Here is a 23,636-nt window from a genome sequence, read left to right on the forward strand (position 1 = left end):
CACATCGAATCCCGCCCATGGCCAATATCCAGGACCTGCTGACCGAGACCGCCGCCGAGCCGCCCTGCGGCCCGGACCTTACCTATGACAACGATTTCCAGGCCATGGAAAGCGCTGCGCAGGGCAAGGTAGAACAGCAGTTCGGCGACACCGTCATCCCCGCCGAGCCACCGGACTGGCGCGACGTGGAGCGCCAGGCCTCGGCCCTGATGCAGCGCACCAAGGACCTGCGCGTGGCCGTGCTGCTGTGCCGTGCCTGGACCATCCTGCACGGCCTGCCCGGCACGCTGCAGGGCCTGCAGCTGTGCGCCGCCCTGCTGGAGCGCCACTGGGAGCATGTCCACCCCCTGCCCGAGGACGGCGACGACTACTTCATGCGCATGAACGCCCTGGGCACCCTGTCGGACGTGACGGGCTTTGTGCGCGACCTGCGCAACGCCGACTTCCTGCGCGGAGCCCTCGGCCAGATCAGCGTGCGCGACGCCGAACTGATGGCCAAGGGCAACGTGCCCGAGGACCTGCCGCACCTGACCGCCGACGAGCTGCGCATGGCCTCGGCCCGCGCACATGCCGAGGGCCACGAAACCCTGCTGGCCGTCACCCCTGCGCTGCAGGAACTCGACCGGATCCGCACCTGCTGCGAACAGCACCTGCCCAGCCACCAGCAGCCCGAGCTCGACGGCCTGCGCCAGCTGCTGCTGGCACTCGGTCAATGGCTGCCCCAGACCACGGGCGACGCCGACACGGCCGCCGAAGCCAATCCGGCCGCACAGGCCGGCACCGGGGACGGCCTGGCATCCCAGCCCGCGCCCGGCACCCCCCACACCCCGGCACGCAACCGCGAACAGGCGATTGCCCAGTTGCTGGAGATCGCCGCCTTCGTGGAGCGCACCGAGCCCTCCAACCCCGCCCCCCTGCTCATCCGCCGCGCCGCCCGCTTCATGCGCATGGGCTTCATGGACATCCTGCGCGAACTGTCGCCCGACAGCCTGGCCCAGGTGGAAGTGATCACGGGCGCCCACCTGCAGGAGCAGCAGACATGAAGGCCAAATGCTGTTTCATGGCCCTGGGCGTGGGTCTCTCGACGCCAGCCTTCGCAGATGCCGGTGCACGGCATGCAAACGCCATCGAGCGCATCACGATCCGCGACGGCACCGCCAAAAGCGAAGACCCCCGCATCCATTGCGATTCACTGCGCATTGACGAAAAGCGCGCGCGCTACTTCCTGCGCCACGCCAAGTCCAGCAGCCAGTTCAATTACGCGCATGCCTATGAAACCGGTAGCTGCAGTGCCCGTGCCGTCGTGCGCTTCAAGGGCGGCCGCCAGGTCAATCTGACCATCGACAGCGGCACCGGCTGGGGGACGACGGAGAACAAGCGCTCCATCGCCTACCTCTACTGCGAGGAATGCACGGATCTGCTGGACCCGGACTTCGCTTTCAAGGAGCCGGCTGCCCCATGACACCCACCCCGTCCACCTGTTTCCACACGGCCTCTTGCGCCCTCAGCCCTTCGGTCCGCCGCAAGGCGGGACTCCAGGCTTTTTACTTCTGCGACCCATTTTTTTCTTGAAAGGAACACCCGCATGTCGCTCACCAAAACCGGCAAGAGTGGTCAGAAATTCATCGCGCGCAACCGTGCGCCGCGCGTGCAGATCGAGTACGACGTCGAGATCTACGGTTCGGAAAAGAAGGTGCAGATCCCCTTCGTGATGGGCGTGCTGGCCGATCTGTCGGGCAAGCCCGTCGATCCGCTGCCCGAGATCGCCGACCGCAAGTTCCTGGAAATCGACATCGACAACTTCGATGCGCGCATGAAGTCCATCAAGCCCCGCGTCGCCTTCCAGGTGGACAACACGCTGACGGGCGAGGGCAAGCTCAACATCGACCTGAGCTTCGAGAGCATGGAGGACTTCTCCCCCGCCGCCATCGCGCGGCGCGTGGGCGCGCTCAACTCGCTGCTGGAGGCACGCACCCAGCTGCACAACCTGCTGTCCTACATGGACGGCAAGCAGGGCGCCGAGGAGCTGATCGGCAAGGTGCTCAAGGACCCTGCGCTGCTCAAGTCGCTGGCCGCCGCGCCCAATATCACTGCCCCGCAGGCCTCGGGCCCTGCATCCGAGGCTTGAGGCAGCACATCAGGAAGGCAAGCACGTCATGAATACCGCAACCCAACTCGAACAATCGACCCAGGCGCTGGCCGGCAGCGAATTCGGCAGCCTGCTGCAAAAGGAATTCAAGCCCAAGACCGACCAGGCCCGCGAAGCCGTGGAAGCGGCCGTGCAGACGCTGGCCCAGCAGGCCCTGGGCTCGGCGATCACGCTGTCCAACGATGCCTACCAGACGGTGCAGGCCATCATTGCCGAGATCGACCGCAAGCTGTCCGAGCAGATCAACCGCATCATCCACCACGACGACTACCAGAAGCTCGAAGGCGCCTGGCGCGGCCTGCACCACCTGGTGACCAACACCGAGGTGGACGAGATGCTCAAGATCCGCGTCATGAACATCTCCAAGAAGGAGCTGCACCGCAACATGCGCCGCTTCAAGGGCGTGGGCTGGGACCAGAGCCCCGTCTTCAAAAAGGTGTACGAAGAGGAGTACGGCCAGTTCGGCGGCGAGCCCTTCGGCTGCCTGGTGGGCGACTACCACTTCGACCACAGCCCGCCGGACGTGGAGCTGCTCGGTGAAATGGCCAAGGTGGCCGCCGCGGCCCACTGCCCCTTCATCTCGGGCGCGGCGCCCGCCATCATGCAGATGGAATCCTGGCAGGAGCTGGCCAACCCGCGCGACCTGACCAAGATCTTCACCAACACCGAGTACGCCGCGTGGCGCAGCCTGCGCGAGTCCGACGACGCCAAGTACATCGGCCTGGCCATGCCCCGCTTCCTGGCACGCCTGCCCTACGGCGCGCGCACCAACCCGGTCGATGAATTCGATTTCGAGGAAGAAACCGACAGCGGCGACCACGGCAAGTACTGCTGGGCCAACTCGGCCTACGCCATGGCGGTCAACATCAACCGCTCGTTCAAGTACTACGGCTGGTGCACCTCCATCCGCGGCGTGGAATCGGGCGGCGCGGTGGACAACCTGCCGGCCCACACCTTCCCCACCGACGATGGTGGCGTGGACATGAAGTGCCCCACGGAAATCGCCATCAGCGACCGCCGCGAGGCCGAGCTCGCCAAGAACGGCTTCATGCCCCTGGTGCACCGCAAGAACTCGGACGTGGCCGCCTTCATCGGCGCCCAGTCGCTGGCCAAGCCCGCCGAGTACTACGACTCCGACGCCACGGCCAATGCCAACCTGTCGGCGCGCCTGCCCTACATGTTCGCCTGCTGCCGCTTCGCGCACTACCTCAAGTGCATCGTGCGCGACAAGATCGGCTCCTTCCGCGAGCGCACCGACATGGAGCGCTGGCTCAACGACTGGATCATGAACTACGTGGACGGCGACCCGGCCAACTCCTCGCAGGAAACCAAGGCCCGCAAGCCCCTGGCCGCCGCCGAGGTGCAGGTGCAGGAAGTCGAGGGCAACCCCGGCTACTACACCTCCAAGTTCTTCCTGCGCCCCCACTACCAGCTGGAAGGCCTGACGGTGTCGCTGCGCCTGGTGTCCAAGCTGCCTTCCGTGAAGCAGGGCGCGAAGTAAGACTGCCCGCCCACCTGGCTCCTGGTGCCGACACGCTCGCACCAGGGCCAGGCCCCATAACAAGAAACAGGCCTGGAGAAGCTTTCCCCTCCAGGACCCAACTCAGAGAGGCTTTTCATGCCCTGGAATGTAGACAACGCCGTCGCCACCCTGCAGACCAATGCCCGCGCCAGTTCGGCCGGCTACTGCGCGCGCTATGTGCGCGATGCGATCGGCGCTGGCGGCATCGCACTGCAGCGCACGCGCGATGCCAAGGACTACGGCACCAGCCTGGTGGCCGCCGGCTTCACACGCTACGACGCCATGCCCGAAGGTGGCTACAAGAAAGGCGATGTGGCCGTGATGCAGGGCTTCACCTCATCGCCCGCCGGCCACATGCAGATGTTCGACGGAAGCGTCTGGATCTCGGACTTCAAGCAGAACGGCTTCTGGGCAGGCCCCGGCTACCGCACCCACAAGCCCGCTTTCAAGATCTACCGCCATCCCTGATGCGCCTGATGCGCCCATTGAGCCACGCCATGAACGCCTGTTCCAAAGCTTTCTTCACCCTGCTGCTGGCCGGCACGGCCTGCGCCACGGTGCAAGCCGCACCTGCCACGGCAGCGGACATCACCACCCTGTTCACCGACGCCCTGCATTGCCGCATCGAGTTTCCCGATGGCCGCGACGAAGCGCTGGCCCAGCGCCTGCGCGCGCAGGGCGTGACCGTGGTGGACCGCGCGCCCGGCGAAAGCCTGGACCTGCTCTACCTGTTTGCCACGCCGCTGGAGATCGATGGCACGCAGGTGTCCTCCATCACCGTGCGCGGCGGCAGTGGCAGCATTGTCGCGGCGCGCGCCACGGGCAGCCTGCAGGCGCTGGTCCAGCGCACCAAGGCCCGGCCGCAGGCGCGCAGCAGCTGGGATCTTGAAGGCTTTGGCGAGCTGCCCGCCCAGTACGCACGCGCCATGCCGCTCAGAAAGGGCCTGGACGAGACGCCACCGCGCATCGTCATCGGCCATGTGGCCGGCGAGGCGCCCGACGCCGTGCGCTGGGGCTGCCGCTCCTACGACGACTGACCGGGGCGCAGCCGCACCCCGCCCCTCTCTTTTTCCTGCGTTTTCACCATGCCCCTGCCCAGCTTCACCTCACAGCTTTCCCTGGACGAGCAACTCAAGGCCCTGAAGGACCAGATCCGCCAGGCCCCGGCCTCGGCGCCCCTGCGCGTCTACTACTTCCAGCTGCTGTGCGTGCTGGGCGAATGGCAAAAGGCGCTGGAGCAGTTGCAGCTGTGCGCGCAGCTCGACCCTTCGTGCGAGCCCATGGCGCGCGCCTACCGCGAGGCCATCCGCTGCGAGGTGCTGCGCGCCGAGGTCTTCGCCGGCAAGAAAAAGCCCTTTCTCATGGGCGAGCCCGCGCAATGGCTGGCCTGCCTGATCGACGCCCTGGCCCATGAAGGAGCAGCTGCCCAGGACCTGCGCGCCCGCGCCCTGGACGAGGCGCCCGCCACCGCAGGCCACATGGGCGAGCACCGCTTCGAATGGCTGGCCGACAGCGATACCCGCCTCGGCCCTGTCTGCGAGCTGCTGGCCCACGGCAGCTACTACTGGCTGCCCTTCGACGCCATTGCACAGATCGGCTTCGAGCCCGTGCAGGACCTGCGCGACCTGATCTGGCTGCCCTGCGAGGTCACGCTGCGCGAGGGCGGCGCGCTGCAGGGCTTCATGCCCGCGCGCTATCCGCTGGCGCCCGGCGATGACGACGCCGTCCGCATGTCGCGCCGCACGCAGTGGAGCCCGCTGGACTCAGGCTCCTCCGAGCCTGACGAATCCTCGGGCCACGTGGCCGGCCACGGCCAGCGCACCTGGGTCACCGACTCCGAGGACTTTCCCATGCTGCAGGTGCGCCAGCTGGCGCTGGAGACCGCCACGCGATGACGGAGCAAGCCATGCACGGAACAGTCGCCCCCGCGTCCCCGCAAGCCCTGCGCTGCCCGTTCTTGCTGCTGGCTGCCTTGCTGTGTCTGGGCCCGTGGCCTGCATCGGCCTCCAGCCACGGCCCGGCCAATGCCCTGCGCTGCGGCTGGTTCGACAATCCCACGCCCGCCAATGCCTCGCTGACCGATCGCGATACCGACTGGACCGTTGGCGTGCAGGGCGGCCATCAGGCCCAGGGTGACTGGCCCCGCTTTGCAAACCGTGACTGGGTGCGTACCGGCCATGGCAGCCACGGCTATGGCTGCGCCTGCATGAAGGTGTCCACCGATGACAAGGAGCAGATCGTTCAGATCTTCTCTGCCCGTTCGCGCCCTCTTTCCGCCTGCCGCCAAGACCCGGCGTTGAAGGCGAAGGAGCCCGTGAACCCCCTGGCGGCTGCCCGGCCGGCCGGTTCCTGAAGAAACAAGCCATGCGCCCCAGTCCCCTCAACCCCATGCCCACGCTGCGCACGCGCCAGAACCAGGCGACAGCAGCCAAGGACCGGCTGCAGCCCGCCCTGCTGGACCGGCTGACCGACCATGAGCCCCATCTGCGCACCGAGCGGCCCGATGCGGTCTTCGTGAACGAATCCCGCCTGCGCGAGGCCCTGCTGCGCGACCTGGGCTGGCTGCTCAATGCGCGTGATGCCTGGGACCACGTGGAGATGGAGGGGCTGGAGCATGTGCAGCGCTCGGTCATCAACTACGGCATGCCGCCGCTGGCCGGCCAGCTGCTGTCCGAGCTGGACTGGGGCCATGTGGAACGCAGCATCCGCGAAAGCATCCTGGCCTTCGAGCCGCGCATCCTGCCCAAGACGCTGGCCGTGACGCTGCTGGCCTCCACCGAGCAGCTCAACCACCACAACACGCTGCAGTTCGAGATCCGCTGCCAGTTCTGGTCCATGCCCTATCCGCTGGAGCTGTTGCTCAAGACCAGCCTGGACCTGGAGACCGGCCAGGTCTCGCTGCAAAACCTCAGGGCCTGAGCCCGGACGCCGCCACACACACCATGAATCCCCGCCTCGTCGAGTACTACAACCGCGAACTGGCCTATCTGCGCGAGCTGGGCGCCGAGTTCGCTGCCGCCTTTCCCAAGGTCGCGGGCCGTCTTTCGCTGCACGACACCGATGTGGCCGACCCCTATGTGGAGCGCCTGCTGGAGGGCTTCAGCTTTCTGAGCGCACGCATCCAGCTGAAGATGGACGCGGAGTTCCCGCGCCTGTCCCAGCGCATGCTGGAAATGGTCTGCCCCCATTACCTGGCGCCCACGCCATCCATGGTGGTGGTCCAGCTCAAGCCCAGTGCCAAGGAAGGCAACCTGGTCGATGGATTCACCCTGCCCTCGGGCAGCGTGCTGCGCACCCACAAGGTGCAGGAAGAGCAGACCATCTGCGATTTCCGCACCGGCGGGCCGCTGACGCTGTGGCCGCTGGAGATACGCCAGGCCCGCCTGGGCGGCCCGGCGCTGGACCTGCCCCATGCGCTGGTGCCCCAGTTGGGCGAGGCCGGCGGCCACCTGCGGCTGCAGCTGGCCACGCTGGATGCCTCGCAGTGCATGCAGGTGGCGCTGGACCAGCTGTGGGTGTACATCCATGCGGGCGACGTCGTCGCTTCCCATCTGCAGGAGCTCATCCACACGCAGACGCTGGCCATCGTGGTCCACCACCCGCAGGACCCGCGCCAGGTCTGGGACGTGCTCCTGCCCGATGCGCTGCGCGCCGAGGGCCATGACAGCGAACAGGCCCTGATTCCCTATTCGCACCGCGCCTTCCAGGGCCACCGGCTGCTGCACGAGTACTTCGCGTTTCCCGCGCGGCAGCGGTTCTTCTCGATCAACGGTCTGTCGCGCAGCATGCGCCGCATTGCCCACGACGGCGTGGGCATCACGCTGCTGCTGCGCCGCGCCGCGCCCACGCTGGAGCCGCAGATCGACGCGGCCAAGCTGCTGATGCACTGCATTCCGGCCATCAACCTGTTCGAGTACACGGCGGACCGCCTGCACGTGGCCTCCAACGTGCACGAATACCACGTCGTTGCCGACCGCATGCGGCCGCTGGACTTCGAGGTCTACGGCGTGCAGGCCGTCACCGGCCACCACGAAGGCAAGACGCAGGACCGTGAATTTGCGCCGCTGTACGCCTCCACTCACGGCCTGCACTCCACCGAGCAGGCCTACTTCACCACGCGGCGCGAGCCCCGGCTGTTTTCCGAACGCAGCCTGCGCAGCGGCCCGCGCACGCAGTACCTGGGCTCGGAAGTCTTCATCTCGCTGGTGGACCAGCGCGAGGCGCCGTTCTCCGACGAGCTCAAGCAGCTGTCCATGCATACCCTGTGCACCAACCGCGACCTGCCCCTGCTCATGCGCGTCAACCAGCCGGGCGGCGACTTTGCCCTTCAGGAGTCGGCACCGGTGGACTGGGCCCGCGTCATCGCCGGCCCCAGCGCCCCGATACCGGCCGTGGCCGATGGCGGCCTCACCTGGCGGCTGATCTCCCACCTGAGCCTGAACTACCTGGCCATGACCGACCTGTCCGACGAGGAAGGCGCCGCCACGCTGCAGGAGCTGCTGCGCCTGTACCTGGACCTGGGCAACCACCAGCTGGCCGGACAGATCGCCGCCATCCAGGGCATGCGCATCGAGCCCATCACGCGCCGCCTGCCCCAGCACCGCCAGCTCGTCTACGGGCGCGGCGTGGGCGTGCACCTGAGCGTGGACGAGCCGGCCATGGCCGGTGTCAGCCCCTGGCCCCTGGCCAACATGCTGGAGCGGTTCTTTGCCCGCCACGTGGGCGTCAACAGCTTCACCGAGCTGCAGCTGCACTCTCGCCAGCGCGGCCCCGTCGCGCACTGGGCGCCACGCCCCGGACAACGGCCCGGCATATGAGCAACGCCGCGCACGCTCCCCTTGCCCAGCCGGTGCCCGATCAGGACCCGGAGCTGCCCACCGTGCAGGCGAACGCGTCCGAGGACGCTCGGGCGCGCCTGTTCTGGCAGCGCCTGAGCGCCAGGCCCTACCAGTTCGACCTGATGCACAGCCTGCGCTACCTGCAGGCGCGCCACCCCGGCCTGCCGCGCCTGGGCCAGGCCACGCGCCCCAAGGACGAACCGCTGCGCCTGGGCCAGGACCCGTCGCTGGCCTTCGCGCCCGCCACCATCGCCGAGATCCTGCCCTCGCGCGCCGGCGAGCCCGAGCGCATGACGGTCTGGAACTTCGGCCTCTACGGCCCCAACGGACCGCTGCCCACGCACATCACCGAATACGTGCGCGAGCGCCTGCGCCAGCATGACGACGCCACGCTGGCGCGTTTTTCCGACATCTTTCACCACCGCATGCTGCTGCTGCTGTTCCGCGCCTGGTCGGACGCCCAGCCCACGGCATCGCTGGACCGCCCCGGCGAGGACCCCTTCGGCCGCTACATAGACAGCTTCATCGGCACCGGCCTGCCCAGCCAGCGCGCACGCGACGACGTGCCCGACCACGCCAAGCGCTTCATGGCCGGCCACCTGACCCGCTGGACACGCAATCCCGAAGGCCTGTGCCAAGCCCTGTCGCACTACTTCCAGATCCCCGTGCGGCTGGAAGAAAACTGCCTGCACCACCTGGAGCTGGAACCCGGGCAGCAGACCCGGCTGCAAAGCCGCCCCTGCAACTCGCGCCTGGGCGTGGATGCCGTCGTGGGCTCGCGCGTGCCCGATGCGCAAAGCAAGTTCCGCCTGGTGCTCGGCCCGCTGGGCCTGGAGCAATACCGTCAGCTGCTGCCCCAGGCCGCACTGTTCCAGACCCTGGTGGACTGGGTGCGCAACTACCTGGGCATCGAATACGCCTGGGACTATGTGCTGGTGCTGCGCCGCCAGGAAGTGCCTGCCGCCCGGCTGGGCAGCAGCACCCAGCTCGGCTGGACCACCTGGCTCACCCACGCCGAGCCCGCCCAGGACGCGCGCGACTTCCGCCTGGACCCCGAAGCCTGGCTGCGCCAGCGCCGCCAGCCCGTGCGGGGCCGGCGCCCCGGCCCCGGCACCGGCCCCTGCCCCAGTCCTCGAGCCACTGAATCACCGAACCACTGAATCACCACTTCCCTGCTCGCACACATGCCCACCGTACAGATCAAGTTCCCGCACAACGCACCGGTTCCTTCCACGCTGACGCTGGTCGAAGGCAACCGCCTGCGCGTCAAGATCGAGGCCGTCGCCAAGACCTACAAGCTGGGCGCCAGGATCGATGCGCCCAGCATTCTTGCGGCCCAGCCCCCCGTACACAACGCCCGCGCCGACAGCTGGCAATTCGACTTCGTGGCGCAGCAGCCCGGGCTCACCAAGCTCAGCATCGTGGCGGTGCAGGGAAGCGGGCTCAGCGTCATGCCCGCAGCCATCACCGTGCAGGTGGAGAAAAGCATTTCGCTGCCTGCAGAGAGCACGACGGAGGGGATGCTGGCAAGGCTGTTCCTGGCGGAGAACACCTCGCCCGCACTCGGTGGCTCAAGCTGGCGAATTGAAGACATTCGGACTTCCATGCAATGGATGCGGCGCGTGATCGAAAACCGCCTCAAGAGCCCGAATCCCGGGGATTTCATGGCACGTGGCGCCACCAGCGAAAAAGACATCGTCATGGCAAACGACCGTGGATCGGTCCAGTTCCACGGGTTCAACCTGTATCCCACGCTGCCATCCGAAATGGCAGGAAACCTTCAAAAGTATCTCCAGAACGCCAACAACGGCCTTCACCCGCAGCGCAAGGCCTATCTGGATTTTGTGCAGGCCGCCATCGACATCGCCCAGGCGCCAGTGCCCCCGGACCCCACATCCACAGGGCTCTTCGGTTGGAAAACCACTGAAGCCCCCCAGCCAGGCCCCGAATTCCGCGAACACAAGACCCTGTCCGGCAACACGTTCTACACCCATACCCGCTTGCGCAAGAAGGACTGAAGCCCATGCCTGAACTTCAACAAGCCCTCCAGCGACTGGGCTCCCCCAGCCACCACGGCCATTGCGCAATGCCTGCCCTTGCCAAGCCGGCCAGCGTCTCGGTCGGTCTCGCACGGGCAGCGTGCCTGACCCTCCTCGCAGTCGCAAGTTGGCACGCTGTCGCTGCAGCACCGGCAGACACAGCCGATGCCGCACCAAAACACGCCGCGGCCGCCGACTTCTCGCGCCCGGCCTCTCACTACGTGGCATCGGTTGCGGCCCTTCGCAACTATCTGCAAGCCAAGGACGAAGCCAACAACACCCAGAAAGCCCAGAGCAGGCAGCACTTTTGCTTCGTGCAGCAGCACAACCGCACCGTAACCCCTGCGCGCTCATCGGTCTGGATGGTCTGGCTGGAAGGCGGCCAGATCGCCAATCTGGGGCAGCGCCGCTTCACCGCCAAACCATCGCCGGATGAAGCGCAATGGGACGGAGATGCCTTGGCCGAAGCCAAGGCCATCCACCTCGCGACCGACGTTCGTGAAACGGCGCAGGAAACGACCGGCAGCAGCATCCTCGTCGAGCGTGCCTGGGTGGACCTGCTGCTGGCGCAGTGCAAGGCCAAGGGCCGCACCATCAAAGTGGCTCCTGCCCGATAGCCGAATGCCGCATCTCCACCAATCCTGGTTGCCGCCCAGCCGGATGTGCCGGATGGCCTGTCTGGTGGCTGCGCTGGCCCTGCCCGCAACAGTCCTGGCTCAGGCCAATGCTGCGGCAGACAACGGCAGCCCTGCGCCAGCAACCTCCCAGGGTCTCCCTCCTGACGACTTCTCACGTCCCGTCAAGGCCAGCATCCCTTCGCCTGCCGTACTGCGCGCCTACCTTCGACTCAAGCTGCAGTACGCAGACACCTCCTTGGCGGGAAGGCGTCAGCACTTTTGCTTTGTCCAGCAGCGCTCCGCGCCGCCCGAAGATCCAAGCCCCTTCGTCTGGATGATCTGGCAAGACGGCGGCGAGATTCTCAGCCTGGGCTCGCTGTTGGCCCCGGCACATGCAACGCCGCAGGAGGCCGAGGAGCACGGCGAAGGCATGGCGCGCAACAAATCCATCCGCCTGGCCACTGGCGTCCGTGAAACGGCGCAGGAAATCACCGGCAGCAGCTTCCTCGTCGAACGCGCCTGGGTCGACCGGCTGCTGGCGCAGTGCCAGGCCAAGGGCCGCAAGGTCGAAGTCCGCCCCCAACGCTAGCCGGCAATTCCTACCGCCCATTGATCCCTTCTTTTTAAGCACCCAAGACCCATGACAGAAATCAGCCGCCAATCCCTCTTCGGCAAGCTCAACCCGCTGCTGTTCAAGTCGCTGGAAGGCGCCACCGTGTTCTGCAAGCTGCGCGGCAATCCCTATGTGGAGCTGGTGCACTGGCTGCACCAGCTGCTGCAGGAAAACGATTGCGACCTGATCCGCATCCTGCGCCACTTCGACATCGCCTCCGACCGCCTGGCCGCCGATGTGCTGCGCCGCCTGGACCAGCTGCCGCGCGGCGCCACCTCGATCAGCGACTTCTCCGAGCACATAGAGACCGCCATCGAGCGCGGCTGGGTCTATGCCACGCTGATGTTCAACGACAGCCAGATCCGCAGCGCCTATCTGCTGTCGGGCATGGTGCGCACGCGCTCGCTGGCCAATGAGCTGCGCTCCATCTCGCGCGAATTCGACAAGATCTCCGAGCCCGCGCTCAGCGATGCCTTCGCCCGCCTGCTGCCCGACTCGCCCGAGGCACGCATGCGCGCGGCCGATGGCAGCGGGCTGGAAGGCACGCCGGGCGAAGCGAGCCAGGCCACGGGCGCCGCACCCGGCCAGGGCGGTGCGCTGCAGCAGTACACGGTGGACCTGACGGCCCGCGCCAAGGCGGGCGAACTGGACCCCGTCACCGGCCGCGACGACGAAGTGCGCCAGATGGTGGACATCCTGCTGCGCCGCCGCCAGAACAACCCCATCCTGGTGGGCGAGGCCGGCGTGGGCAAGACCGCCGTGGTCGAAGGCCTGGCCCTGCGCATCGCCCAGGGCGATGTGCCGCCGCCGCTGCAGGGCGTGGAGCTGCGCGTGCTGGACGTGGGCCTGCTGCAGGCCGGCGCCAGCATGAAGGGCGAGTTTGAGAACCGCCTGCGCGGCCTGCTGGACGCCGTGCAGTCCAGCACCACGCCCATCGTGCTCTTCATCGACGAAGTCCACACCCTGGTGGGCGCGGGCGGCCAGGCCGGCACCGGCGATGCCGCCAACCTGCTCAAGCCCGCCCTGGCGCGCGGCACGCTGCGCACCATCGGCGCCACCACCTGGGCCGAGTACAAGAAATACATCGAAAAAGACCCGGCCCTGACCCGCCGCTTCCAGCTGGTGCAGGTGCACGAGCCCGACGAGCCCCGCGCCGTGGACATGCTGCGCGGCGTGGCCGCCAAGCTGGAAAACCACCATCAGGTGCGCATTGCCGCAGACGCGGTGGCCGCGGCCGTCAGCCTGTCGCACCGCTACATTCCCTCTCGCCAGCTGCCCGACAAGGCCGTCAGCCTGCTGGACACGGCCTGCTCGCGCGTGGCCATGGCCCTGCATGCCACGCCCGCCCAGCTGGAAGCCGTGCAGCGCCGCATCGAGGCCCTGGGCGTGGAGCAGGAAGTGCTGCTGCGGGAGGCCGCCCTCGGCCTGCCCACGGCCGAGCGCCTGCAGGCGCTGGAAACCGACCTGGCCAGCCTGCGCGACCGCCAGGCCACGCTGGCCGAGCGCTTTGGCCAGGAAAGCGCGCTGGCCCGCCGCATCCTGGAAACCGAGGCCGCCCTCATGGGACTGAAGCCGCCCGTCTTCTCCACCGGTGCCGCCGCAGACCCGTCCGCTGCGGCGCCGGAAACGGCCGCCGAAGCCACCGCAACCGAACCTGCCGAGCCCCCCAGCGTGGCCTCGCTGGAAGCGCTGCGCCGCCAGCTCGCCGAGCTGCAGGGCGATTCCCCGCTGCTGCAGCCCGTGGTCGATGCCGGCGTGGTCGCCGCCGTCGTGGCCGAGTGGACCGGCATTCCCGTGGGCCGCATGGTGCGCGACGAGGTGCAGTCCGTGCTCTCGCTGGCAGACACGCTGGAGAAGCGCGTCATCGGCCAGCGCCACGGCCTGGAGGCCATCACGCGCCGCATCCAGACCTCCCGCGCGCGGCTGGACGATCCGGGCAAGCCCATCGGCGTCTTCCTGCTCGCCGGTCCCTCAGGCGTGGGCAAGACGGAAACCGCCCTCTCCCTGGCCGAAGCCCTGTATGGCGGCGAGCAAAACCTCATCACCATCAACATGAGCGAGTTCCAGGAGGCGCACACCGTCTCCACCCTCAAGGGCGCGCCGCCCGGCTACGTGGGCTACGGCGAAGGCGGCGTGCTCACCGAGGCCGTGCGCCGCCGCCCCTACAGCGTGGTCCTGCTCGACGAAATCGAGAAGGCCCACTCCGACGTGCACGAGATGTTCTTCCAGGTCTTCGACAAGGGCTGGATGGAAGACGGCGAGGGCCGCTACATCGACTTCAAGAACACCGTCATCATCCTGACCTCCAACGTGGGCTCGGACCTGATCGCCAGCATGTGCCGCGACCCGGACCTGGCGCCCACGCCCGAAGGCCTGGCCCAGGCCGTGCGCCAGCCGCTGCTGCAGACCTTCCCTGCCGCGCTGCTGGGCCGCCTGACGGTGGTGCCCTACTACCCCATCTCCGACGCCATGCTGGAGCAGATCATCCGGCTGCAGATGCTGCGCATCCAGCGGCGCATCGAGGAACGCCACGGCGCGCAGTTCAGCTTCGATGAAGCCGCCGTGGACCTGGTGCGCCGCCGCTGCAGCGAGGTCGAATCGGGCGCGCGCATGGTGGACGGCATCCTCACCCAGAACCTGCTGCCGCGCATGGCTGCCCACTTCCTGCAGGCCACCGTGCAAGGCCAGGAACTGCAAAGCCTGCATGCCGGCGCCAGCGGCGACGACTTCACGCTGGACGTGCGCACCCGCGCTGCGGAGCCGGCATGAGAAGGCACCGCCTGCCACGCGCCGCCACGGCAGTGATCGCAGCCGCGCTGCTGGCCGCCCCGGCTGCGCAGGCGCTGGACCTGGGCGCCATCGGCCAGGCGGCCGACACCGTGCAGCGGGCCTCGGGCGCCGCCACGGCCGGCCAACAGGCGCTGGAGGCCGGCCGCAGCGCGGCCAGCACGGCCACCAACGCGGCCACCGGTGCCGCCAACGAGGCCCGTGCCTGGTGGGACCGCAACCAGGCCCAGCCCGAGGCGGCACAGTCGCCGCCCTCCGGCGCCGCCCCCGTGCAGGACGACCAGGGCGGCCCACGCCGCGTCATGGCCGTGCTGGGCGACGCCTGGACGGACAGCGCCCGGCGCGGCCAGGCCGTGGTCGCGCTCATGGACCAGGGGCCGTACCTCGTGCAGCGCCAGGCCGCCCATGTGGCGCCGGCCAAGTCGCAATGGCTGGCCCTGCCGCGCGGCGACAGCACCGGCGTGGCCATCGAACTGCCCGGCGACCCCGACGGCACGACCTATGACCTGTCCACCGGCCGAGCCCGCCCCGGGGGCCGGGGCGTGCGCATCTTCGCCCTGTCCGTCCATGCCGACGTGCCCCAGCGCTCGGGCCGGCGCAGCCTGGACGCCATAGAGCAGCACGCCATGCTGCGCGCCAGCTCGGTGCGCACCGAATGGCCGCGCCAAAGCGGCGACATCCTGGAGCCCACGGGCGGCAAGCTGCTGGTCTGGGCCAGCGATGCCACGCAGCGCTTCCCTTCCGGCTTTGGCGCCGACGGACGCCTGTTCACCGCCGACGATCCCATGGTCACCCTGCCGCGCGGCTACACCGTGGTCACGCTGGAGCCGCAGGGCCTGCGCTTCGACCGTGCCCGGGAAATCGCCCTGGCCTTCCATGCCGTCCAGCCCGCGCAGGACATCGACCTGTCCCGCCTGGGCGCAGGCGATGCGGCCCAGGCCCTCATCGGCCTCATTGCCGAGCGCCACCCGCTGGCCGCTGCCAGCGGCTTTGATGCCGGCAAGCTGCGTGCCGACTACGGCCAGCGCCTGCAGACCGCCGCCGAGCGCGGCGACAGCGCCGCGCAGGCCCAGGCCCTGGCAGAAATGGGCCAGCGCCTGGGCGATGGCCAGTACCGCGTTCTGCTGCCCGGCGGCCAGGCCTGGCCTGCCCGCTCAGACCGGGGCCTGTCCCCGCAGCTGCTGGCACGCGGCAGCGTCAACCTGCCCATGCCACGCACCTGGCTGCGCGAGGACGGCCGCATCGCCATCACCAGCGTGGCGCCAGGCTCTGCCGCCGCCAAGGCGGGCCTGCAGCCCGGAAGCGACATCCTCGCCATCGAAGGGGAAAGCCCGGCACGCTACCTGGACCGCATTGCCCCCGCCTCGCTGCGCGCCGGTGCCGACGCCCGCCGCGCCGACCTGCTGGCGCTGGACCTGGGCACGCCCGCCACGCTGAGCCTGCGCACCGCAGCCGGCGCGCCTCCGGCCAGCCAGGAGCAGACCCTGCGCCTGGACGCCGCCCCCGCCGCAACCACGGCCCTGCCTGCGGCCGAGCCCGCCCTCGCCTCCTTCCTGCTGCGCAGCGCCCAGGGCGGCAACCTGGCCTACATCGCCCTCGACAGCTTTGCCGACGGCGCCACCGGCCAGCTCAGCCGCTGGGAGGGCGCCCTGGCCGCAGCCACCCAGGCCAGGGTCACGGGCCTGGTCATCGACCTGCGCGCCCACCGGGGCGACGACGCCTACCAGTTGCTGCCCCACATGCTGGCCTCGCTCTACACACGCGACAAGCCGCTGCGCATGAAGGACGCCGCCCAGCGCCTGTTCGACCCCGCCGCCCGCGTCTGGCGCAGCCGTGGCGGCCTGGGCCTGCCGGCCCAGCTGCCGCTGGCCGCCTCGGGCACGCCCTTCACGGCCCCCATCGCCGTGCTCACCGGCCCGGGCTGCGCAGGCCCCTGCGAACTGTTCGCCGCCTGGCTGCAGCACAGCCAGCGTGCCGACATCGTCGCCACCAGCGCCACGGCTGGCGCCACCGGCCCCGCCACGCGCGTGCACCTGCCGGCCGGCTTCATCGTGCAAGTCCCCCTGCTCGCAGAAACCGGCCCCTCTGGCGGCAACAACCCCGCCGCACAGGCCCAAGGCGTGACCCCGCGCCTGCGCGTGCCCGTGGACGCGGCCTTCACCGCCTCCATCCAGGCCGGCGGCGACCCGCTGCTGGACGCCGCCGTGCTCCACCTGGATCGCAGCCGCACCGCGCAGGCGTCGCGCTAGACCCACAAGCCCTTGCCGCCATGCCACCGCACCTGACCCCCGCCCGTTTCGTGACTTGTGCAGTCATGGCTGCCAGCGCGCTGGCAGCGGGCTGCTCGTCCAGCACCGACCAGATGCGGGTTGCCCTCGCTACGCCAGTTAAGGTCGAAGCCACCGGGGAGCTGCGGCTGTATGGCGCGGATGGCCGGCAGCCCCGGGCGTTGAACCAGGCGAGCCTGGCCGGCAGCGTGCTGGCCCGGAGCTGGCCAGGCTCGCTGGACCCGGACCAGCCCAGAACCGACAACGACTGGTTCAACGTAGCCCTGACGCCGGGCGGCCTGGCGGTTTTCACCGACCGGCGCGGCAACTACCAGTTCGTTGCGCTGGGCCAGTCCTTCGACAGCGCCCCTGTCATGGATGGCGCCCAGGATGACGCCGACGGCGCCCGTCCGGGACTGGTGTACGCAGCCCTATAGCAGCAAAGGACCTTCCAGCCACCCCATGCAAGCCCTTCATCGACCGGCGCACCCAGGCCCTGCCATCCAGGCCTGAAGCCCCGACCCCTCTTCCACCCCAAGCACCGCGAGATCCGACACCATGACACGCAGAGTCACCATCAACACCCCCCTGGCAGACCAGCTGCAGCTGCGCCGGCTGCAGGGTCGCGAGGAAATCAGCCATCTGTTCGCCCTGGAGATCGACCTGCTCAGCGAGGACGACAGCATCGACCCCAAGGCCCTGCTGGGCAAGGGCGCCACCGTGGTGGTGGAGACCCAGGACGGCGGCAAGCGCTACATCGACGGCCTGGTCACTGCCTTTGGCATGCGCGGCCAGGACGAGCACCGCAACTTCCTGTACCGCGCACGCCTGTCGCCCTGGCTGTGGCTGGCCACGCGCCGCAGCGACTTCCGCATCTTCCAGAACAAGACGGTGCCGGACATCATCAACGAGGTCCTGGGCATCTACGGCCACCCCATGCAGCAGCGCCTGACGCGCTCCTACCGCACCTGGGAGTACTGCGTGCAGTACAACGAGACGGACTTCCAGTTCGTCTCGCGCCTCATGGAGCACGAGGGCATCTGCTACTACCACCAGCACAGCGCGGGCCAGCATGTGCTGACATTGGGCGACGATGTCATCGCCTCGCACGACCCGCTGCAGGGCGGCGCCGTCATCCCCTTCCACCCGCCGGGCAAGGCCGCCGTGGCGCGCGAGGAATGCATACACGCCTGGGAACTGCACCAGCGCGTCAAGCCTGGCCGGCACTACAACGACGACTACGACTTCAAGAAGCCCCGCGCCGAGCTGTCCAACATGCGCCGCAACCCGCCCGGCCACGCGCACGACGCCTACGAGATCTACGAATGGCCGGGCGGCTACACCGAGACCGGCGACGGCGAGGACTACATCCGCGTGCGCCTGCAGCAAAGCCTCACGCGCCAGAGCACGGTGCAGGGCCGCTCCAACCACCGCGCCATGGCGCCGGGCTACACCTTCACGCTGGACAACTATCCGCGCGGCGACCAGAACCAGACCTACCTGGTCACGGCGGTCGACTATGCCTTCGAGGAGAACCCGCGCGTCAGCGACGGCGGCAGCGGCGAAGGCTCGGTGCAGAAATTCGTGCTCCAGGCCCAGCCCACCAGCCTTCCCTTCAAGCCCCAGCGCATCACCGCCAAACCGCGCACCACGGGCCCGCAGACCGCCGTCGTTGTCGGCCCCGCAGGCGAAGAGATCTGGTGCGACCAGTACGGCCGCGTCAAGGTGCAGTTCCACTGGGACCGCATCGGCGGCATGAACGAGAACTCCAGCTGCTGGATGCGCGTGGCCACCAGCTGGGCCGGGCCGGGCTTTGGCGCCGTGCACATCCCGCGCATCGGCATGGAAGTCATCGTGGACTTCCTCAACGGGGATCCTGACCACCCCATCGTCATGGGCTGCGTCTACAACGCGGCCAACATGCCGCCCTGGGCACTGCCGGCCAACGCCACGCAATCGGGCATCAAGACCCGGTCGAGCAAGGGCGGCGCCCCGGGCGCGGGCACGAAGAACGGCCAGGGCGACGCCAACGCCATCCGCTTCGAGGACAAGGCTGGGCAAGAGCAGCTTTGGCTGCACGCGCAGAAGGACCAGCTCACCGAAGTGGAGAACGACGAGGACAAATGGGTGGGCAACGACCGGCGCAAGACCATCGACCGGGACGAGACCAACGTCATCCACCGGGACCGCACCGAGACCGTGGACCGCGACGAGACCATCACCGTGCACAACAACCGCACGGAGCGTGTGGACCACAACGAGAAGATCAGCATCGGCGACAACCGCAATGAAGACGTTGGCATCGACGAGAACATCTCCATCGGCAAGAACCGCAGCAAGACCATAGGCCGCAACGAGAAGGACAAGATCGGCAACAACTGGTCGATCAAGGTGGGCAGCTTCAAGACAGAGACCATCGGACTGGCCTACATGCAGAACGTGGGCCTGGCCAAGATGGTGAACATCGGCGCCGCCTACAACGTCAACGTGGGCGCGGCCATGGTGGTGAATGTGGGGCTGAGCCAGAGCACGACGGTGCTCATGAACCGCAGTGTTTCAGTGGGTCAGAACCAGTCCACCAGCGTGGGCAAGAACCGCACCGACGACACGGCCGACAACCATACGGCGACGGTCGGCAAGAACTCCGCCACCACCGTGGGCGAGGTGCAGACGATCACGGTAGGCAAGGAAATGGCCATCACCGTGGGTGACGCCATCGAAATCAAGTGCGGCAAGGCCGTGTTGCGCATGACCAGCGACGGCACCGTGCAGGTCAACGGACAGACGATCTCCATCAGCGGCAGCTCCAAGGTGACCGTTTCCTCCCCTGACAGCCACATCAACCCCGCTTGAAGGAAATCCCATGGCAATCGCACAAAAACGCCTTCCTGCCAAGCCATCCGACGTCGATGAGGCGCAACGCCTGCCGTCCAACGTACAGCTCCTGGCCGGGCAGGTCGTCGAGGTACTGGGGCAAGACCTCTATCTGGTGGCGTACACGCACGATCCCGCACTTTCGGTGCAAGCGCCTGCGGGCGTGCTGCTGCCGGTTCTGGTTCCGGGAGATGAGGTTTTGCTGGCAGTCCAGCCGACGGGGCGTGCCACGATCACCGCAGTGCTCTCACCCGCACCCACGGCGCCATGGGGACAAAGGAGCATCCACCTACAGTCGCAGGACTGCATCACGCTGGCCTGCGGGCAGGCCACGCTGAAACTCACGGCCCAGGGGCTTGCTCGCCTGGTGGCATTAACGATTGAGCAAGATGCGCGGGATCTGCTTGATCTGGACGCGGCCGAAGTCCGCATCAATTGAAGGCTGGCTCAGAGATGGATCTGAACACTTTCAAGACCACTGAGCACATGCGCGGCAAGCGTGTGTCGCCATATGAGGATCAGGTGCCCATGCTCGGGCTCGATGATCAGCGTGTCGAATTCCGGGCGTGCAGTGCCACGTTCACCGCGGAGCACCCAGCTCAGTTGCGGCCGGATCGCAGGCACGACGGTAGTGCCCATGCCCTGCGCGCTCAGGTTCATCCAGGCGATCTTCGTTCCTGGCTGCACCTGCTCGCGCCTGAACTGCATCCGGGGATGGGCGCAATTCCACGCGGCGGGATCAAACGAAGCCGGCATGCGCGTGAGAAGGCCTGGCGATGCGTCAACCTCCTTGCCCGTATAGCTGCCCCAGAGGGCGCGACGCGGCAACCAACTACGGCCTATGCAGCCGAAGCCGGCCGGCGAAACCCGGTCGACTGCAGAGCGAACCGGATCGTCAGGCCATTCGAGCTGATGCATGGGCTCGCCTTCCCGGGGCAGTCCTGCACTGAAGCCTGCTCCGATCGGATTGGCTCCGTGGAATACCTCCGGCTTTTCGGCATCCGCTCCCCCGAAGGCAAGGTTATAGGTAACAGGGACTTTCAAGGCGGGCTCCACCTCCTGTGCCAGGGGCAGCACTCCCAGGCGTCGGCGCCAGACCCGCTTGCCAAAGACTCTTATGACGCGGCTTTCACCGCCCACGGCCAGACCCGCATCGAAGTGGGCAGCGGGCTTGCCACCAGGAGCGTAGGCATAGCCGTTGAACAGCACATCCACCCGAGACTTGTGCGGAGCGATATCGGCCTCGTGGCGTACCACACCAATGGGTCCCTCCGCGCCAAAGAACTCATCGCCGCGAAACACAGGTACTGCATTGCCCTGGGCCACCGCGCGCCCTTCGAAATCCAGCGTGGCCTTGATCACCACGGTGGAGCACAGGGTGCCGTCGGCCCCATGTCCCGGCAGTATTTCCGCAGCAAACGGCGTCAGATTGTCCAGCATCGCTTGGGTTCCTCCTGGGGCGCATTGTCCCCCATGCATTCTCTTTCCGAGGGGGCTGCCAGGCTCTTTTCATCATGACCGTCATCGACCTTCCCATTCCCAGAGCCATCGACATTCCTGTGTCGGCCCAGCCGGCAGCGCGCATGGCCCGGACCCTGGTAACCCAGTACTGGCGCCGCTCCCATTTGCTGCAGCGTCCCGCGTCGCGCCCCGACGCATTTGCCGTGTTCGACGACAGCATCGTGCAGGCGCTGAGCGGCCTGAAGCAGCACCTGATGCACGCACCCGAGCTGGACCATGCCTGCCAGCAGGCCATCGAAACAGCTGGCGCTGAAATCCTGGATGAGCCCTCCCGCATCTTCGCGCTGGCCTGCCTGCAAGCCCTGCACCTGCAACGCAAGCACATTCACGATGGGCTGGAGCGAACGCTGGGAGCCCATCTCCAGGCCCAGCCGAACGCGGTATTCAACGCCATGCGGTTTTGCTTCGACAACACCGTCGCCGAATACTTCACCTGGCTGCTCTCCCAGGGACAGCACAGGCAGAGCGCGCCATTGGCACAGTTGCTCCAGCGCCTCGCAATTTCCCGGCCGGCTGTCAGCGACGAATTCGCACAAGCCATCTCTGCATGGACATCCGGTCTACCGGGCGGCCTGGCGGCCCTGTGTGATTGGCGATGCACCGGGCGTGGCGATGAAACCAAGGCCATCGCAGCCACGCAACAAGACAGCGATGCGCAGGCCGCCTTGCTGGCGCTGGCGCTCATGGGCAGCCGGCAGGAAACGCCTGTGGCACGCACTCTTTTGGCCCGGATGCCGCATTCCACCGTGGCCTTGGCCCTGCTGGCCGCCAGGGATGGACATGCGCTGGCAAGCGCCTTGCGGGAAGGCCGGCATCCCCAAATGCCCTGGGGCCTGCAGGTATATGCGGCCTCACTTGTGGGAGACGTTCCCCTGCTTCGCCAGCTCGCTGCCCATACGGCCTGGGACGACGAAGAGGCATGCCGCACCCTGGCTGACGCCACGGCCCTGCTCACAGGAGAACCCGCCGACATTGCCTTTGACTTGGGTCACGAGGCATCGGGCCGCTCCGCCACCATCGACGCCGCTTTGGCCGCACTTCCTCTGTCAGGGCCGGCCCTGCGTCTCGGACGCCCCCGCACGCAAGTGGTTCTGCAGGAGGCCGTGGCCATGGTAGGCGCGCCCTTGCGCCACCTGCTCTATCTGGAACACCTCTCACGCGTGGGCGCAGCGCTGTGGATCGAGGCCGACGATCTGGCCGTCGTTCAGGCCCTGGCCTGCAGCACGGCCTCCGTGATCGAACGTGCGGCATTCAACATCGGCAGGGCACAACCATGAACCCTCTCGTCATCGCGGCCACTGGTGCATGCACCCCCATCGGGACCCGGGCCTGGCAGACCGGCTGCGGCTTCACTGCACGCCAGTCGAGCTTTACCCGGCAGGCCATCACCGGTCAGGCCGAGCACCGTGCCACCGTATCCCGGGTGCAAGCCATTGATGCAGCCTGCAAAGGAACGGAACGCCTGATCCGGCTCGCAGCCCCTGCCCTGCACGAAGCCTTGCGCGGCCAGCCGGCGCCTGCCGCAGGCTGGCCGCTGCAACGCCCCATCCCCCTCTTCGTGGCACTGCCCGACTCCTTGCCTGAACTGCCGGGCTGGATAGACGCCGGCCGATTCGCACTGGAGCTTCCCCGCGCACTGGACCTCGCCGCAGAGTTCCTGCCCATCAAGGTCTACCCGGGCGGCGCAGTGGCAGGCGCCGATGCGCTGTCGCAGGCCTATCGTTTCATGCACGACAACCCCTCGGTGCCCGAAGTGATCATCGGCGGAGTGGACAGCTTCGTGGACACGGAGATCGCGGACGTGCTCTACCAGCGTCGCTGGGCCAAGGTCAACGGCGTCTGCGAAGGCTTCATTGCCTCGGAAGGCGCAGCATTTGTACGGCTGTCCCGCAAGCCGGCCACTGCAGATTTCGTCACGGTCTATCCACCATTCTTTGCAGACGAGCCACGCTCACGCCTGGACAGCGACACCCTGCCCGATGGCCGCGCACTGATCGAGGCCAGCCACGGTGCGCTGAAGGCAGCGCACATGCCGGTCAACGCCCTGCACTCCTATTGGTCCGACATGGATGGCTCGGCATGGCGGGGCGCAGAGCTGGCCAGCCTCTCCGCGGCGCTGGCGTCACAGGGCGGCCTGCCGCAAGCCCAGGACCCGGCAGCATTGCTTGGTCAAATGGGCGCGGCCTGGGCGCCTCTCATGCTCAGCCTGTTCCATGAGATGCGCCAGTGGCTGACGCACCCCGTCATGCCGTCGCCCCTGGCAGGCCACGCAGGCCTGCTCACGGTCACCGGGCTGAACACCCGCGTGGCCGCCTGGAGCGCCACCTGGAATCGCCATGCCCGCACGGCAGGAAGATCTTCCGCAGCCGGGCGGCGCCAATCCTCCATTTCCCAAGAGTCCTGAGTCCA

Annotated in this window: 22 protein-coding genes; 21 read left to right on the forward strand and 1 reads right to left on the reverse strand. The window is 67.9% G+C overall.

The window, feature by feature from the left end; all coding sequences use genetic code 11:
* Window positions 1-17: 17 nt before the first annotated feature.
* The 19 genes from tssA to ACF8NF_RS12705 all read left to right on the forward strand — a co-directional run bounded on the left by tssA (window position 18) and on the right by ACF8NF_RS12705 (window position 20,145).
* The gene (gene tssA / locus ACF8NF_RS12615; RefSeq protein WP_160853092.1) at window positions 18-1,043 is read left to right on the forward strand and encodes a type VI secretion system protein TssA; all 1,026 of its coding nucleotides are present in this window, start codon (window positions 18-20) and stop codon (window positions 1,041-1,043) included.
* Entirely contained in the window at window positions 1,040-1,462 is a 423-nt protein-coding gene (locus tag ACF8NF_RS12620) for a hypothetical protein (RefSeq protein ID WP_016446989.1), read from the forward strand. The genes tssA and ACF8NF_RS12620 overlap by 4 nt, the downstream gene beginning before the upstream one ends.
* Window positions 1,463-1,585: 123 nt before the next feature.
* Complete coding sequence (tssB, locus tag ACF8NF_RS12625; protein ID WP_012205675.1) at window positions 1,586-2,128, forward strand: type VI secretion system contractile sheath small subunit; 543 nt, start codon at window positions 1,586-1,588, stop codon at window positions 2,126-2,128.
* Window positions 2,129-2,156: 28 nt separating this feature from the next.
* Window positions 2,157-3,650 (forward strand): type VI secretion system contractile sheath large subunit, encoded by a 1,494-nt coding sequence (gene tssC, locus ACF8NF_RS12630; protein WP_012205676.1) that lies wholly within the window; start codon window positions 2,157-2,159, stop codon window positions 3,648-3,650.
* A 117-nt stretch (window positions 3,651-3,767) separates the two neighbouring features.
* A complete protein-coding gene (locus tag ACF8NF_RS12635) occupies window positions 3,768-4,139 on the forward strand; it encodes a hypothetical protein (RefSeq protein ID WP_013802359.1) in 372 nt (123 codons plus the stop codon).
* 29 nt (window positions 4,140-4,168) lie between these two features.
* Window positions 4,169-4,708, forward strand: a complete 540-nt coding sequence (locus ACF8NF_RS12640) for a hypothetical protein (RefSeq protein ID WP_392450677.1) — start codon at window positions 4,169-4,171, stop codon at window positions 4,706-4,708.
* A 48-nt stretch (window positions 4,709-4,756) separates the two neighbouring features.
* On the forward strand, window positions 4,757-5,566 hold the full coding sequence (locus ACF8NF_RS12645; RefSeq protein WP_074923203.1) for a type VI secretion system accessory protein TagJ: 810 nt from the start codon (window positions 4,757-4,759) through the stop codon (window positions 5,564-5,566).
* Window positions 5,567-5,577: 11 nt separating this feature from the next.
* Complete coding sequence (locus ACF8NF_RS12650; protein WP_016453374.1) at window positions 5,578-6,024, forward strand: DUF4087 domain-containing protein; 447 nt, start codon at window positions 5,578-5,580, stop codon at window positions 6,022-6,024.
* A gap of 11 nt (window positions 6,025-6,035) precedes the next feature.
* Window positions 6,036-6,590, forward strand: a complete 555-nt coding sequence (gene tssE, locus ACF8NF_RS12655) for a type VI secretion system baseplate subunit TssE (protein WP_016453373.1) — start codon at window positions 6,036-6,038, stop codon at window positions 6,588-6,590.
* A gap of 23 nt (window positions 6,591-6,613) precedes the next feature.
* The gene (tssF, locus tag ACF8NF_RS12660) at window positions 6,614-8,488 is read left to right on the forward strand and encodes a type VI secretion system baseplate subunit TssF (protein ID WP_392450679.1); all 1,875 of its coding nucleotides are present in this window, start codon (window positions 6,614-6,616) and stop codon (window positions 8,486-8,488) included.
* On the forward strand, window positions 8,485-9,669 hold the full coding sequence (gene tssG, locus ACF8NF_RS12665; protein ID WP_392450680.1) for a type VI secretion system baseplate subunit TssG: 1,185 nt from the start codon (window positions 8,485-8,487) through the stop codon (window positions 9,667-9,669). The genes tssF and tssG overlap by 4 nt, the downstream gene beginning before the upstream one ends.
* Window positions 9,670-9,693: 24 nt before the next feature.
* Window positions 9,694-10,527 carry a hypothetical protein gene (locus ACF8NF_RS12670; protein WP_016446995.1) on the forward strand — a complete coding sequence of 278 codons (834 nt, stop codon included), beginning with the start codon at window positions 9,694-9,696 and terminating at the stop codon, window positions 10,525-10,527.
* A gap of 5 nt (window positions 10,528-10,532) precedes the next feature.
* Window positions 10,533-11,165, forward strand: a complete 633-nt coding sequence (locus ACF8NF_RS12675) for a hypothetical protein (RefSeq protein ID WP_016446996.1) — start codon at window positions 10,533-10,535, stop codon at window positions 11,163-11,165.
* A gap of 52 nt (window positions 11,166-11,217) precedes the next feature.
* A complete protein-coding gene (locus tag ACF8NF_RS12680) occupies window positions 11,218-11,754 on the forward strand; it encodes a hypothetical protein (RefSeq protein ID WP_392450681.1) in 537 nt (178 codons plus the stop codon).
* Between the two features lie 51 nt (window positions 11,755-11,805).
* Window positions 11,806-14,547 (forward strand): type VI secretion system ATPase TssH, encoded by a 2,742-nt coding sequence (gene tssH, locus ACF8NF_RS12685; RefSeq protein WP_392450682.1) that lies wholly within the window; start codon window positions 11,806-11,808, stop codon window positions 14,545-14,547.
* Window positions 14,544-16,814, forward strand: a complete 2,271-nt coding sequence (locus ACF8NF_RS12690) for a S41 family peptidase (RefSeq protein WP_392450683.1) — start codon at window positions 14,544-14,546, stop codon at window positions 16,812-16,814. Before tssH ends, ACF8NF_RS12690 begins: the two co-directional genes overlap by 4 nt.
* A 65-nt stretch (window positions 16,815-16,879) precedes the next feature.
* Window positions 16,880-17,269: a hypothetical protein gene (locus ACF8NF_RS12695; RefSeq protein ID WP_392450685.1), complete on the forward strand. Its 390-nt coding sequence runs from the start codon at window positions 16,880-16,882 to the stop codon at window positions 17,267-17,269.
* Between the two features lie 121 nt (window positions 17,270-17,390).
* Window positions 17,391-19,685 carry a type VI secretion system Vgr family protein gene (locus ACF8NF_RS12700; protein ID WP_074923208.1) on the forward strand — a complete coding sequence of 765 codons (2,295 nt, stop codon included), beginning with the start codon at window positions 17,391-17,393 and terminating at the stop codon, window positions 19,683-19,685.
* Between the two features lie 10 nt (window positions 19,686-19,695).
* Window positions 19,696-20,145: a hypothetical protein gene (locus tag ACF8NF_RS12705; protein WP_017405412.1), complete on the forward strand. Its 450-nt coding sequence runs from the start codon at window positions 19,696-19,698 to the stop codon at window positions 20,143-20,145.
* A gap of 8 nt (window positions 20,146-20,153) precedes the next feature.
* Here ACF8NF_RS12705 and ACF8NF_RS12710 read toward each other — a convergent pair whose 3' ends face one another.
* The gene (locus ACF8NF_RS12710) at window positions 20,154-21,146 is read right to left on the reverse strand and encodes a DUF2169 domain-containing protein (RefSeq protein ID WP_043790639.1); all 993 of its coding nucleotides are present in this window, start codon (window positions 21,144-21,146) and stop codon (window positions 20,154-20,156) included.
* Window positions 21,147-21,220: 74 nt separating this feature from the next.
* Here ACF8NF_RS12710 and ACF8NF_RS12715 point away from each other — a divergent pair, with 74 nt between their 5' ends.
* The gene (locus tag ACF8NF_RS12715) at window positions 21,221-22,504 is read left to right on the forward strand and encodes a hypothetical protein (protein WP_277848409.1); all 1,284 of its coding nucleotides are present in this window, start codon (window positions 21,221-21,223) and stop codon (window positions 22,502-22,504) included.
* Entirely contained in the window at window positions 22,501-23,631 is a 1,131-nt protein-coding gene (locus ACF8NF_RS12720) for a 3-oxoacyl-ACP synthase (protein ID WP_353176360.1), read from the forward strand. The genes ACF8NF_RS12715 and ACF8NF_RS12720 overlap by 4 nt, the downstream gene beginning before the upstream one ends.
* Window positions 23,632-23,636 lie beyond the last annotated feature (5 nt).

The sequence above is a fragment of the Delftia sp. WSY_22 genome (assembly GCF_043104185.1).
GTDB classification, from domain to species: domain Bacteria; phylum Pseudomonadota; class Gammaproteobacteria; order Burkholderiales; family Burkholderiaceae_C; genus Comamonas; species Comamonas tsuruhatensis.

What these genes read in the sequence shown, in the direction of transcription:
- ACF8NF_RS12720 (WP_353176360.1), top strand. Translation starts at nt 22,501, where the DNA reads ATGAACCCTCTCGTCATCGCGGCCACTGGTGCATGCACCCCCATCGGG.
- tssF (WP_392450679.1), top strand. Translation starts at nt 6,614, where the DNA reads ATGAATCCCCGCCTCGTCGAGTACTACAACCGCGAACTGGCCTATCTG.
- ACF8NF_RS12695 (WP_392450685.1), top strand. Translation starts at nt 16,880, where the DNA reads ATGGCTGCCAGCGCGCTGGCAGCGGGCTGCTCGTCCAGCACCGACCAG.
- ACF8NF_RS12705 (WP_017405412.1), top strand. Translation starts at nt 19,696, where the DNA reads ATGGCAATCGCACAAAAACGCCTTCCTGCCAAGCCATCCGACGTCGAT.
- tssA (WP_160853092.1), top strand. Translation starts at nt 18, where the DNA reads ATGGCCAATATCCAGGACCTGCTGACCGAGACCGCCGCCGAGCCGCCC.
- ACF8NF_RS12690 (WP_392450683.1), top strand. Translation starts at nt 14,544, where the DNA reads ATGAGAAGGCACCGCCTGCCACGCGCCGCCACGGCAGTGATCGCAGCC.
- tssE (WP_016453373.1), top strand. Translation starts at nt 6,036, where the DNA reads ATGCGCCCCAGTCCCCTCAACCCCATGCCCACGCTGCGCACGCGCCAG.
- ACF8NF_RS12710 (WP_043790639.1), bottom strand. Translation starts at nt 21,146, where the DNA reads ATGCTGGACAATCTGACGCCGTTTGCTGCGGAAATACTGCCGGGACAT.
- ACF8NF_RS12680 (WP_392450681.1), top strand. Translation starts at nt 11,218, where the DNA reads ATGGCCTGTCTGGTGGCTGCGCTGGCCCTGCCCGCAACAGTCCTGGCT.
- ACF8NF_RS12640 (WP_392450677.1), top strand. Translation starts at nt 4,169, where the DNA reads ATGAACGCCTGTTCCAAAGCTTTCTTCACCCTGCTGCTGGCCGGCACG.
- tssH (WP_392450682.1), top strand. Translation starts at nt 11,806, where the DNA reads ATGACAGAAATCAGCCGCCAATCCCTCTTCGGCAAGCTCAACCCGCTG.
- ACF8NF_RS12650 (WP_016453374.1), top strand. Translation starts at nt 5,578, where the DNA reads ATGCACGGAACAGTCGCCCCCGCGTCCCCGCAAGCCCTGCGCTGCCCG.
- tssB (WP_012205675.1), top strand. Translation starts at nt 1,586, where the DNA reads ATGTCGCTCACCAAAACCGGCAAGAGTGGTCAGAAATTCATCGCGCGC.
- ACF8NF_RS12645 (WP_074923203.1), top strand. Translation starts at nt 4,757, where the DNA reads ATGCCCCTGCCCAGCTTCACCTCACAGCTTTCCCTGGACGAGCAACTC.
- ACF8NF_RS12670 (WP_016446995.1), top strand. Translation starts at nt 9,694, where the DNA reads ATGCCCACCGTACAGATCAAGTTCCCGCACAACGCACCGGTTCCTTCC.
- ACF8NF_RS12620 (WP_016446989.1), top strand. Translation starts at nt 1,040, where the DNA reads ATGAAGGCCAAATGCTGTTTCATGGCCCTGGGCGTGGGTCTCTCGACG.
- tssG (WP_392450680.1), top strand. Translation starts at nt 8,485, where the DNA reads ATGAGCAACGCCGCGCACGCTCCCCTTGCCCAGCCGGTGCCCGATCAG.
- tssC (WP_012205676.1), top strand. Translation starts at nt 2,157, where the DNA reads ATGAATACCGCAACCCAACTCGAACAATCGACCCAGGCGCTGGCCGGC.
- ACF8NF_RS12700 (WP_074923208.1), top strand. Translation starts at nt 17,391, where the DNA reads ATGACACGCAGAGTCACCATCAACACCCCCCTGGCAGACCAGCTGCAG.
- ACF8NF_RS12635 (WP_013802359.1), top strand. Translation starts at nt 3,768, where the DNA reads ATGCCCTGGAATGTAGACAACGCCGTCGCCACCCTGCAGACCAATGCC.
- ACF8NF_RS12715 (WP_277848409.1), top strand. Translation starts at nt 21,221, where the DNA reads ATGACCGTCATCGACCTTCCCATTCCCAGAGCCATCGACATTCCTGTG.
- ACF8NF_RS12675 (WP_016446996.1), top strand. Translation starts at nt 10,533, where the DNA reads ATGCCTGAACTTCAACAAGCCCTCCAGCGACTGGGCTCCCCCAGCCAC.